Annotated in this window: 6 protein-coding genes; 2 read left to right on the plus strand and 4 right to left on the minus strand. The window is 63.9% G+C overall.

Features of this window, described 5'->3' with window-relative positions; translation table 11 throughout:
- Nucleotides 1-5 precede the first annotated feature (5 nt).
- The 3 genes from O3300_RS27600 to O3300_RS27610 all read right to left on the minus strand — a co-directional run bounded on the left by O3300_RS27600 (nucleotide 6) and on the right by O3300_RS27610 (nucleotide 6,685).
- Nucleotides 6-494: a hypothetical protein gene (locus O3300_RS27600; RefSeq protein ID WP_251351544.1), complete on the minus strand. Its 489-nt coding sequence runs from the start codon at nucleotides 492-494 to the stop codon at nucleotides 6-8.
- A gap of 69 nt (nucleotides 495-563) precedes the next feature.
- Nucleotides 564-4,745: a DEAD/DEAH box helicase gene (locus O3300_RS27605; RefSeq protein WP_305054676.1), complete on the minus strand. Its 4,182-nt coding sequence runs from the start codon at nucleotides 4,743-4,745 to the stop codon at nucleotides 564-566.
- On the minus strand, nucleotides 4,742-6,685 hold the full coding sequence (locus tag O3300_RS27610) for a S9 family peptidase (protein ID WP_305054677.1): 1,944 nt from the start codon (nucleotides 6,683-6,685) through the stop codon (nucleotides 4,742-4,744). The genes O3300_RS27605 and O3300_RS27610 overlap by 4 nt, the downstream gene beginning before the upstream one ends.
- A gap of 200 nt (nucleotides 6,686-6,885) precedes the next feature.
- On the opposite strand from O3300_RS27610, the gene hemE reads away from it, so the two are divergent.
- Entirely contained in the window at nucleotides 6,886-7,971 is a 1,086-nt protein-coding gene (gene hemE, locus O3300_RS27615; RefSeq protein WP_099666089.1) for a uroporphyrinogen decarboxylase, read from the plus strand.
- Between the two features lie 840 nt (nucleotides 7,972-8,811).
- Nucleotides 8,812-10,863, plus strand: a complete 2,052-nt coding sequence (locus O3300_RS27620) for a primosomal protein N' (RefSeq protein WP_251351548.1) — start codon at nucleotides 8,812-8,814, stop codon at nucleotides 10,861-10,863.
- A gap of 14 nt (nucleotides 10,864-10,877) precedes the next feature.
- Here O3300_RS27620 and O3300_RS27625 read toward each other — a convergent pair whose 3' ends face one another.
- Nucleotides 10,878-11,768, minus strand: a complete 891-nt coding sequence (locus tag O3300_RS27625; RefSeq protein ID WP_099666091.1) for an ArgP/LysG family DNA-binding transcriptional regulator — start codon at nucleotides 11,766-11,768, stop codon at nucleotides 10,878-10,880.
- Between the last annotated feature and the right edge of the window lie 61 nt (nucleotides 11,769-11,829).

Consider the following 11,829-nt stretch of genomic DNA (forward strand, 5'->3'; position numbering starts at 1 on the left):
CGGCGCTAGACCACGATGGCGCTGCCGTGCAGCAATTCCTGGTGGCGCGCATTGATGGCCGCCACGGCATCCTTGCCGCGCGCCATGCCGGTGGCGTGGATTTCCGTTTCCTGCGTGTAGCGCTGGCTGACTCGTACCGTATAGGACTGGAACAGCCAGCTCCAGAAGTTCGTTTCATAGACGGCTTCATCCATGTCGCGCCATTTGACGCCCGTCAGTTTCTTTTTCCACGGCAAGATGCCGGACGCCAGCCAGACGCCCGCCTCGTCGTAGTACAGCTGATAGCTGCGGATGGTCAGCAGGCGGTAGCCGACGATCAGGGCCGAGCCGATCAGCACGACGAAGGCGGCGCGCGCGTTGTACTTGAAGGCCAGCGGCAGGGCGGCGAAAAACAGCAGCACGGCGATGAGGAAGGTGCTGACGTAGGCGGTCCAGGATTTGCCGCATAAAAAGGTGGCGCGCTGGCCGGCGCTGGTGGCGATATAGTCGGTCATGGCGTGGCATCAAAACAGGGAAAAACGATCATCGCATGGAACGCGGTGGCGCCGCTCATTTTTTCAATCTCATTGCTTCAACCCCTCTTGCAGCATGCCCAACATGTCATTGGCCGACATGCGCGCGGCCGCGTCGCTGCCTTCCAGCAGGCTGTCGGCCAGGTCGCGCTTGTGCTGATGCAATTCGACGATGCCTTCCTCGATCGTGTGCTTCGCCACCAGCCGGTAAATGGTGACGGGGCGCAATTGCCCCATGCGGTGGGCGCGGTCCGACGCCTGGTCTTCCACGGCCGGGTTCCACCACGGGTCCATGTGGATCACGTAATCGGCCGCCGTCAAATTGATGCCCATGCCGCCCGCCTTCAGGCTGATGAGGAAAACGTCGCCCTCGCCCGCCTGGAAGGCGTCGACGCGGCGCTTGCGTTCCTGCATGGGCGTGCTGCCATCGAGATACTGGTAACTGACGCCATGCTGCTCCAGGTGCTGGCGGATCAGGGTCAAATGGTCGACGAACTGGCTGAAGACGAGCACCTTGTGGCGGTTTTCCAGCAAACCCGACAACAACTGGGCGAACGCCGCCAGCTTGCTGCTGGCCAGGCCCAGCTCGGGCGCCACCAGTTGCGGATTGCAGCAGGCGCGGCGCAGCTTCATGATCTCGGCCAGGATCTGGATGGCCTTTTTCGACGCCGGCCCTTCCACCATGGCCAGCTTTTCCAGCGCTTCGCGGCGCAGGGATTCGTACAGCGCCGTTTCCTGCGGCGACAATTCCACTTCCAGCACGATTTCCGTGCGCGACGGCAATTCCGACAGCACTTGCGTCTTCGTGCGGCGCAGGATGAATGGCGCGATCAAGCGGCGCAGCCGCAGGCGCGCGCCGGCCGCTGCCCGCTTGTCTTGATCTTTCTCAATGGGACCGGCGAAGCGCAAATTAAACTGGTCGAGGGTGCCCAGCAAACCGGGGTTGATGAAGCGGAACAGGTTCCACAATTCACCAAGGTGGTTTTCCAGTGGCGTGCCGCTGGCCACCATGCGGAAGTCCCCCTGCAGGGCCATCACGGCTTGCGAGCGCTTGGTGGCGCCATTCTTGATGGCTTGCGCTTCGTCGAGCACGATCGTATGCCAGCGCACGCCGGCAAACAGCGCCGCTTCCTGCTGCAGCAAGCCATAGCTGGCCACCACCACGTCGAACGGCTGCAAGGTATCGAGCATGTCGGCGCGGTCGCCGCTGCCGAACAGCTTGATGTTCAAGGTGGGCGCGAAGCGCTGCGCCTCGCTGATCCAGTTCATGCATACGGATGTGGGGGCGACGACGAGAGTGGGGCCGTGCGGCGCGCGCGCCAGGATCAGCGCCAGCGCCTGCAAGGTCTTGCCGAGTCCCATGTCGTCGGCCAGGCAGGCGCCAACGCCCCAGTGCGCCAAGCGCGCCAGCCAGTTAAAACCGGCCAGCTGGTAGTCGCGCAAGTCCGCCTGCAAGGTGCTGGGCAGTTGCGGCTGATAGTCGTCGAGGGCGCGCAGGCGCAGCAAGTGTTCGCGCCACAGTTTGTCGGCCTTCACGCCGCCCGCATCGTTGGCCAGCTCTTCCAGCGCGAAGGCGGCCAGCGGGTGGATGTGTACGCCGTCGGCATGTGCTTCGCCATACGCGGCCAGTTCCGACAGGCGGCGGTGCAATTCGTCGCTGAGGGCGAGGAACTGGTTGTCGCCCAGGGCCACGAAGCGGCTTTTATTGTTCTGCATCAAGTCCAGCAGGGCGCGCAAATCCATCACCTTGTCTTCGTCGATCTGCACTTCGCCGCTGGCGGCAAACCAGTCTTTCTCGCTCTTGATATTCAGGCGCATCTGGCCGCTGTCGATGCGTTTCGACACGCGCATGGTTTCGCCTTCGGGCCAGGCCAGCACCATGCCGTCCGGCTCCAGCGCCTGCAATTCCACCAGCAATTGCAAGCCCAGGGCAGGCTGGCCCAGCAGCCACTCGCCATGCTCTTCTTCCGCCTCTTCCAGCACCAGGCACCGACCGATGAGCTGGCGCTGCGCTTCGCGTTCCCCGTTCAAGTCGCGCCGCGCTTGCACGGCCCGGCCCGCCACGTCGGCAAACACGCTTTCGGCGCCGCTGCCCGGTGCGTAATAGGCGCCGTTGTCGAGCAGGGGGCGCACCAGAATCTGCATTTTCAGACCCTGCTGGTAGGGCAGCAGATGCACGTGCAGGCGGTGGTCGGCCGTGATCGCTTCCGCATCGCCCGCGCCGCCGCCGATGTCCGATTGCACGGTGACCATGGACGAGATGGCGCCGATGGCCTGCATCACCTGTTTTTCCGCATGCAGCGGCACGGACAGGCCCAGGCCCACGATGGCGCCGATGCGCCGGTGTTCGTCGAGGATGTGCACCACGCGCAAACGCGTCGGCGTCTCGCGCTGCACCACGACATTGCTGCCGTTGTCGGGCAATGGCGGCTGCATGCCCAGCCACAGCTGCCCCTCGTGCGACTTGATGAGGAGCTCGGGCGCGCCGGCGATCAGTTCCACGCGCGTGTCGGGGTGGTCGAGCCAGAAGACGAGCGGATGGCCCACCAGCAAGATGGCGGCCTTGTCCAGCTCGACTTCATAGCGAGGCGCCGACGAATAGTATTGCTTGAACGGCGCGATGCTGCCCGCCGCGCGCGCGTCCTGCGGCGTGAGGAAATCGATGTCGCCCGCTTCCTCGGCCAGGCGTTTGAGGCCCATGGCGCGGCCCTTGCTCCAGCCGCCCCGCGCGTCGCGCTTCTGCTCGCGCACTTCCACGGCCGTGAGGCCGAAGCGCGGGTCGAACGCCACCAGCCATACGAGGCGCGAGACGCCGCCCAGCGCCTCGGCGGGTGCGTTCTGCTGCAGGTTGATCAGCGCGCTCAGCTGGCGCTGCCACGCTTCCTGGCGCTCGAACCACGGCGCCATGTCCGTCAAGCCGTGTTGCGCCCGCTTGGCCGTCGCATAGCGTTCCTGCTGCGGCTCGCCCATCAAGCCCAGCAAGCCGGCCGCCTGCGCGGCGATCAAATCGTAGCCGGCCGCGTCGGCTTGCTGCACCAGCGATCGCAGCTGATCCTTGCGTTCGCTCAACTGCGGTAAGGCCAGCCAGTAGTACAACAAGGCCTGGAACAGTTGCGCCTGCAGTGCCGTTTCCCAGCTGCGCGTGGGGATGCTTTCCGCCAGCTGCACGCCGGCGCGCACCAGGCGCAGGGTATTGAGTTGCTGGTAGACGATGCTGTCGTGGTTCGGCTGCGCGTGCAGGGCGATATCGAGGTAAGTTTCCGCGCTTTTCAGCAGCTTGGCGTCGTTGCTGCGCAGCAAGGCCAGCACGTACAAGTGGCCGCCAATGCCCGTGAAGCACAGCTTGCGCTTGCCTGTTTCCTTGCGCAAGCCCTTCAAGGCCGTCTCGAAGCCCGCCACGGCGTGCGCATGTTCGCCGCGCAACAGGGCGATGCTGCTGTCGAGAAACAGCACCTGCGGGCCCTGCTGGCCTGCCAGGTAGCGCGCAGCCGCGTCGAGTTCGCCGCACAGCAGGGCGTCTTCGGCCAGGGCCAGCGGCAGGGCGGCGCCGATATGGTCGCCGGCCGCCGCCTGGCGCGCGTGGTGGGCGCGCGCGTACGCGCGGATGGCGTGCGCCGTGCCCGGCTCACGCGGCGCATTGCCCAGCAGCACGGCGAGGATGTCATCCTGCAGTTGCGGCATGACGAAAGACAACATTTCCGGCTCGAACGGCCGGCCGAAGATTTCGATCAGCGGATGCAGCTGCTGCGCTTCATAGCACGCCATGCAGGCGGCCAGGATGGCGGCCACGTGGCGTACCTCGTCATTGCGCAGCAGGGCGATGCGCAGGCGCGCCACGCCTTGGCGGTAGCTGCGCAGCTCCACATAGCCATCCCAGTTGCGGCGCACGGGATTGATCAGCTCGATGGCCTGGCACAGGTCGCGAAACACCAGGTGTTCGATGGCCGCGCGCATGGCGGGCCAGCGCAGCCTCGCTTCGCAGGCGAAGCCCCGTCCCACGATTTCCGACGCCAGCGCCAGGCGTGTCAGCCGCAGCAGCATGTTCGTCACCACCAGCAGGGAAAACGGCGTGCCGTCCGGTTCGACGACATTGGCGCGCTGCAAGTGTTCATACACGGCATGCTTGCCCACCGGTTCGCCCGTGATCGCCAGCAGGGCCAGGATCATTTGCTCATGCTGCTCCAGTGCGGCGAACTCGTCCAACAGATGCTGGTCGACATTTTGCTCGGTCATGCGGGCAAATTGGCGATATGCACGGGAGGTTCGCCAGCCGCCACGGGCAGGCCGAACACGCGCTGGTAGAAATACAGTTCCGCGTCCAGGGTGCGCACGATGTTTTCCGCCTTGCGGAAGCCGTGGCCCTCGCCTTCGAGCGGGACATACGCGACGGGCACGCCGCGCGCCTGCAGGGCGTCGACCATCAGCTGCGACTGCTGCGGCGGCACCACCTTGTCATCGAGACCCTGGAAGAAGATCATCGGGCGCGACAGTTTATCCGTGTGGTGGATGGGCGAGCGCTCGCGGTACAGCGCCTCGGCTTGCGGCTGCGAAGCGATCAGGTAGTCGGTGTAGCGCGATTCGAACTTGTGCGAATCGTTGTCCAGGCCCTTCAGGTCGGATACGCCGTAGTAACTGGCGCCCGCCTTGAAGACGTCGTGGAAGGTCAGTGCGCACAGGGTCGTCAGGCCGCCCGCGCTGCCGCCGCGGATGATCAGGCGTTCCGGGTCGGCCAGGCCGTTGGCGGCCAGGTAGCGCGCGCCGGCGATGCAGTCTTCCACGTCGACGATGCCCCACTGCCCGCGCAGCGCGTCGCGGTACTCGCGGCCGAAGCCGCTGCTGCCGCCATAGTTGACGTCGAGCACGCCGATGCCTCGGCTGGTCCAGTACTGCGTCGCCAGTTTCAAGGTATTGCTGGCCATGCTGGTGGGGCCGCCGTGGCTGATGACGATGACGGGTGGCAACGTTCCTGCCGGCGCCTGCATGTCGCCATTCGTGGGCGCATAAAAGAAGGCGTGCGCCGTGCGGCCATTGTTGCTCGGATAGCTCAAGCTGCGCGGCACGGACAGGTAGCCGAGCGCAGGCAGGGCAGCGATCGACTGCGCCAGCACTTCCAGTTCATGGTTGGCCAAATCGATGCGCGCCAGTTCCAGCGCGATGGTGGGGCTGCCGCCCAGCAGCGCGACGAAGCCGGGGCCCACGCGCAGCTCGCGGATTTCCTGGTACGGGTGCGGTATCGGCTCCAGCTTGGCCGCCGCCACGTTCAATTGCGCCAGGTAGCTGATGCCGGCCTGGATATACGTGCAGACGATCTCGTCGTCGGACAGGAAACCGTACATGCTGCCGCCGAAAGTCCAGTGCGGCGTGGCAAATTCCGCTTCCATCGGGCACAGCGCCTCGATGTCGGAGCCGTGCAGGCGGTACAGGTTCCACCAGCCGCTGCTGTCGGACACGAAGTGCAGCAAGCCGTTCGGCGACCATTCCGGTTGGCAAATCGACTCGCGCGCGCCGCCGGCGATCAGGCGCGGCGAGCCGAGGCTGCCATCTGCCTGCACGTCGGCCAGCCACAGTTCCGTGCCTTGCCACGGCAGGCGCGGGTGGTCCCAGCTGATCCAGGCCAGCTGGCTGCCGTCCGGCGACAAACGCGGCGCCGCATAGAAATCGTGGCCGCGCGCCAGCACCGTTTCGCGCCCGTCGAAGCCGACGGCGGCCAGGCTGTTTTCCGGCAGGGCATGGCCTTCCTGCGGATGCTGTTCGCGCACGGCGATCAGGCGGGAACGGGCCGCATCGACGACGAAATCCGCATGGCGCGTGTTGCCGCCGGTGGTGAACGCTGCGGGCGCGGCGTCGCCGCTCACGCGGTACAGGCAATTGTCGGCGAAATGCGAAAAGTAGACGGTATCGCCGGCCACGGCATACGCGCCGCCGCCATATTCATGCACGCGGGTGCGCACATTGAAGGGTGCCGGCGTCAATTCATCGACGCGCGCGCCGCGCTGGCGCAGCAGGGTGTTGCGGCCCGCCTCGCTGGCGCGCCCGGCCAGCCAGAACACGTCGCCGTCATCCGCACCGCCCAGGGCCAGCTGCGTCAGCGGCGAGGCGCCGGCGGCGACGATGGCCGCGCTGATCGGCGATGGCCAGATGCCATAAGGGGTGCTGGATGCGGTCGAGGTCATGCGGGCTCCGTATAGTGAGGGGATCAAGGGCCGCCAGGCAGGGTCAAGGCGCGCGGCGGCGTGCATCATCATAATGGAAGGGCTGGCACAACGAAAGTCATCGCTGTGCGTGGCAAATGCTGCAAAGCGGCACCGGAATCAATGAAATGGCGGCGATTGGATGCGATAATACCGCTTCTCCAAGCTATTGATTGCCTTCCATGCCACAATTTGCTCCGCTCCAGAACGATACTTTCCTGCGCGCCTTGCTGCGCCAGCCGACCGAGCACACCCCAGTCTGGCTGATGCGCCAGGCAGGCCGCTATTTGCCCGAATACCGCGCCACGCGCGAGCGGGCCGGTTCCTTCCTGGGCCTGGCAAAGAATCCCGATTACGCCACGGAAGTGACCCTGCAGCCCCTGGAGCGTTTCCCGCTCGACGCGGCGATCCTGTTTTCCGACATCCTGACGGTGCCTGACGCCATGGGCCTGGGCCTGTATTTCGCCGATGGCGAAGGCCCGAAGTTCGAGCGCCCGCTGCGCACGGAACAGGACGTGAAGGCATTGCAAGTGCCGGATCTGGAATCGCTCGACTACGTCTTCAAGGCCGTCACGCAGATCCGCACGGAACTCAACGGCCGCGTGCCGCTGATCGGTTTTTCCGGCAGCCCGTGGACCCTGGCGTGCTACATGGTGGAAGGCGGCGGCTCGAAAGAGTTCCACACCATCAAGAAGATGCTGTACAACCGCCCGGACCTGATGCACCACATCCTGGCCATCAACGCCACCTCCGTGGCGCAGTACCTGAATGCGCAAATTGATGCCGGCGCGCAAGCCGTGATGATTTTCGATTCCTGGGGCGGTGCGCTGGCCGATGGCGCCTACCAGGAATTCTCGCTGGCCTACATGCAGCAAGTGGTGGCGCAATTGAAACGCGACAAGGATGGCGTGAAAATCCCTGCCATCGTGTTTACCAAGGGCGGCGGCCAGTGGATCGAGCAGATCGCCGACATCGGCGCCGATGCCGTGGGCCTGGACTGGACCGTCAACCTGACGCGCGCGCGCCAGCTGGTGGGCCATAAAGTGGGCTTGCAGGGCAATCTGGACCCGGCCATCCTGTTCGCCAGCCCCGAGCAGATCCGCGCCGAAGTGGCGAAAGTGCTCAACGCCTTCGGCGCGCCGTCGGAAGGCACGGGCCACGTGTTCAACCTGGGCCACGGTATTTCCCAGTTCACGCCGCCGGAATCGGTGGCAGCCATGGTGGAAGCCGTGCACAGCATGAGCCGCGCCATGCGCAGCGGCCAGTAAGTAGCCGTTTTCCCCTGGCGCAGGGGCAGAAAGGCAGGCTTTCCAGCGGAAGCCTGCCTTTTTCTTTGCTGCGCCTTCGCAAGAAATACCGACTTATGCACAATTTTTTTTGCTGCGGAAATAAGAGGCAGTCGAAAAGCCATGCCCGGGGATGCTCTGCAAGTGCTTGATTATTAAGACATAAAAAAAGCCTTGTTCGGCGGACTTTGTTGCTATTGATAAGGTTATTCTTTCGTTCGCCTGCCTTATTCCTTCATTGTCCACAAAGTTATCAACAGATTCTGTGGATAAAATTGAAAAGTATTTTGTTAACCGATACTTAGCGCCGATGTTCAGGTTTCACCTGAAGTGCATGTTGCACTGCATGATAATTGAACAATGTTTCGTCGCCCGGCAGGTAAAAACGAACGCTTGCCCGGCAATTGTCAACTTTGCAGCATGCCGCCGCCGGTTTTCCGGATCGGCCGCCGCAAAAGCGGGCTGATTTCTGTATAAATAAATTACAAATGGTTCAGTTATGCACAGCGGCGGAAATGCCCTGCGGTTTTCCAGCCTCCCGGGCGTCAATTTTTAAGTCGTTGATTTTAAATACTTAATTTTTCTTGCGTGCCGCTCTTGACGGCGATCGAAATTTTCTGTCCACATTTTTCTGAAAGTTAATTTTGCTTTGTCCACAAAGTTATCCACAGAATTTTCTTCAGGCAGGATGCCACACCATCCTGCCTGCCGTTAGGCGTTTGAGGGGCGAAACAAGTATCATGGCCCGCTGGCTTGATGCCGGACATCCCGCGCGCCATCGATTCTGCGGCGCGCTTTTTTATTGAGATAGGCCCTACCCCCATGTCGCAGTGCATTTTGACGTCGTGCATCCTGAACATCGCGCTCGACACGCCCTTGAACGCCCTGTTCGACTACCGCTGGAACGCGGCGGCGGATGCGGACGCTGCCGTGCCTCTGCCGCAAGTGGGGCAGCTGGCGCTGGTGCCGTTCGGCCGGCGCGAAGTGATGGGGCTGATCGTCGGCGTGTCCGACAGCACCGACGTGCCCGCCGCGAAATTGAAGGACGTGCTGGCCGTGCGCAGCCAGCTGGCACCCCTGTCGGAGCAATGGCTGGCGCTGGCCGCCTTTGCCGCCGATTACTACCAGCGTCCGCTCGGTGAAGTGGCGCTGCCGGGCCTGCCGAAGAATTTGCGCGTGCTCACCACCGTGGCGCTCGACCGCGCCATCAAGAAGCTGGGCAAGCTGGCCGACGCACACGACGGCACGCCCCTGAACATGCCGGCCCTGAATCCTGCCCAGCAAGAGGCGGCCGACGCCATCGGCGGCGCGCAAGGCTTTAAACCGACCCTGCTGTACGGCGTGACGGGCAGCGGCAAGACGGAAGTGTATCTGCAAGCGTGCGCCCAGGTGCTGGCGCGCGAGGACGATGCGCAAATCCTGATCCTGGTGCCGGAAATCAACCTGACGCCCCAGCTGGAAGGCAATATCCGCGCGCGCTTTCCCGGCGTCATGCTGGCCACCCTGCACAGCAGCCTGTCCGAAGGCGAGCGCATGCTGCACTGGCTGGCCGCCCACCAGGGCCAGGCGCGCATCGTGCTCGGTACGCGATTGGCCATCCTGGCGTCCTTGCCGAAACTCAAATTGATCGTCATCGACGAGGAGCACGATCCTTCCTACAAGCAGCAGGAAGGCTTGCGCTATTCGGCGCGCGACCTGGCCGTGTGGCGCGCCTGGCAATTGCAGATTCCCATCGTGCTCGGTTCGGCCACGCCGTCGCTGGAAAGCTGGCACCATGCACAGACGGGGCGCTACCGCAAGCTGGAGTTGCGCGAACGGGCCGTCAAGAATGCAGTGTTGCCGCGCGTCAAGATTCTCGACATGGAGCGCGACCGGCCGAAAGATGGCCTGACTTCGCATTTGGTAGCCGCCTTGAAACTGCGCATGGAGCGCGGGGAACAGTCGCTGCTGTTCTTGAACCGGCGCGGCTATTCGCCCGTGATCTGCTGCGAATCGTGCGGCTGGATCAGCAATTGCACGCGCTGCACCTCGTTCATGGTGCTGCACAAGCCCGAACACCGGCTGCGCTGCCACCATTGCAGCCTGGAACTGCGCATTCCCCGCCATTGCCCCACGTGCGGCAACGTCGACCTGCAGCCGCTGGGACGGGGCACGCAGCGGGTGGAAGAGGGCTTGCAGCAATTGTTTCCAGAGGCGCGGATCTTGCGCATCGATGCCGATTCCACGCGCAAGAAGGGCAGCGCCCAGGAAGCGTTCGACACCGTGCACCGGGGCGAAGTGGATATCCTGATCGGCACGCAGATGGTGGCCAAGGGCCACGATTTCAAAAAGCTGACCCTGGTCGGCATTTTGAATCCGGACACGGCCCTGTTTTCCCAGGATTACCGGGCCAGCGAACGGCTGTTCGCCCAGCTGATGCAGGTGGCGGGCCGCGCCGGGCGCGCCGCGCAGACGGAAGGGGGCAGCGTTTCCGAAGTGCTGATCCAGACGCGCTATGCGCGCCATCCGCTGTACGACGCCGTCGTCAACCACGATTACGATCACTTCGCTACCACCTTGCTGGAAGAGCGGGCGCAGGCGGCGCTGCCGCCGTACCTGTTCCAGGCCCTGCTGCGCGCGGAAGCCCCGGAGCTGGCCACGGCCATCGAGTTCCTGCAGGCGGCCAAGGAGTGCATGGAACACCCGCAGGTGACCATCAACGACCCGATTCCCATGAGCATGACACGCGTCTACAACGTGGACCGCGCCCAGCTGCTGCTCGAGTCCGCCTCGCGTCCCGCCCTGCAAGCATTTTTAAAGGAATGGCTGATGGCATTGCGCGCCATGAAGACGCGCGTGAAATGGTCGCTGGAAGTGGACCCGCTGGATATTTAAATCAAGTTACTGAATTAGTTCAGGTAGTCGCGCGCGGACTTGACGATCTGCTCGGACAGCAGCTTGGTAAACGGCGTGTCCAGGGTCCAGGCATGCCAGCTCAGCGGTACGTCCAGGGTGCTGCCCGGCATCAGATCGACGAGACGGTCCGTCGCCAACGCTTGCGCGGCCAGGCGCTGCGGCATCAAGCCGTAGGCCAGGCCATCCTGGACGCAGCCGCGGCGCGCCGCTTCCACCGGCAAGGTGTGGTGCGGAAACGGTTCACGCATGCTCAATTGTTCCGCGAGGAAACGCGCCAGCAAGCCGTGCTGGCCCACGACGGCCGGCGCCAGTTGCACCGCTTCGGCAATAAAGCCGTCGCCGAACCAGTGGCCCGCGAACACGGGCGTGGCTACGCAGACATAGCGCAAGGTGCCCAGCGGCGTGACGCTGGTGGCGGCCGCCGCATCGATCGCTGTACCGGACTCGGCCGCCACGCAGCCGAACACGGAGCCGTCGCGCACCATCTGCAAGGCGCTGTCGCTGTCGGCCAGGCGCACGTCGAGCTGGCAGCGCGGCGGCGCCAGCAGGGCTGATAACGTGTCGGGGAACCACGTGGCCAGGCTGTCGGCATCGATGGCGATGGCGATTTCCGGCATGCTGACGCTGTTGCCCAGGTCGATGTCGAGCGAGGCTTCCATCAGCTTGACGTTGCGGTGATGCACGATCAGGCGCTGGCCCAGGCCCGTCGGCACGGCTGGCTGGCCACGGATGATCAAGAGGCGCCCGCTGGCGTCTTCCAGCGCCTTGATGCGCTGCGAGACGGCCGACTGGGTGATGCCCAGCGCCAGGGCGGCCTTGTCGAAACTGCCATGGCTGGCGACGGCGTCCAGCACGGCCAGCGCGCGATAATCGAGTGATCCCATTAGCTCAGCTTATAAATTTTGAAAATGATTAGTTATACTAATGCATATATTGCTGCAAAGT

The organism is Janthinobacterium sp. SUN206 (assembly GCF_030587305.1).
Classification (GTDB): Bacteria; Pseudomonadota; Gammaproteobacteria; order Burkholderiales; family Burkholderiaceae_D; genus Janthinobacterium; species Janthinobacterium kumbetense.

Coding starts and splice junctions, on each gene's coding strand:
- O3300_RS27600 (WP_251351544.1), bottom strand. CDS start 494: ATGACCGACTATATCGCCACCAGCGCCGGCCAGCGCGCCACCTTTTTA.
- O3300_RS27605 (WP_305054676.1), bottom strand. CDS start 4,745: ATGACCGAGCAAAATGTCGACCAGCATCTGTTGGACGAGTTCGCCGCA.
- O3300_RS27610 (WP_305054677.1), bottom strand. CDS start 6,685: ATGACCTCGACCGCATCCAGCACCCCTTATGGCATCTGGCCATCGCCG.
- hemE (WP_099666089.1), top strand. CDS start 6,886: ATGCCACAATTTGCTCCGCTCCAGAACGATACTTTCCTGCGCGCCTTG.
- O3300_RS27620 (WP_251351548.1), top strand. CDS start 8,812: ATGTCGCAGTGCATTTTGACGTCGTGCATCCTGAACATCGCGCTCGAC.
- O3300_RS27625 (WP_099666091.1), bottom strand. CDS start 11,768: ATGGGATCACTCGATTATCGCGCGCTGGCCGTGCTGGACGCCGTCGCC.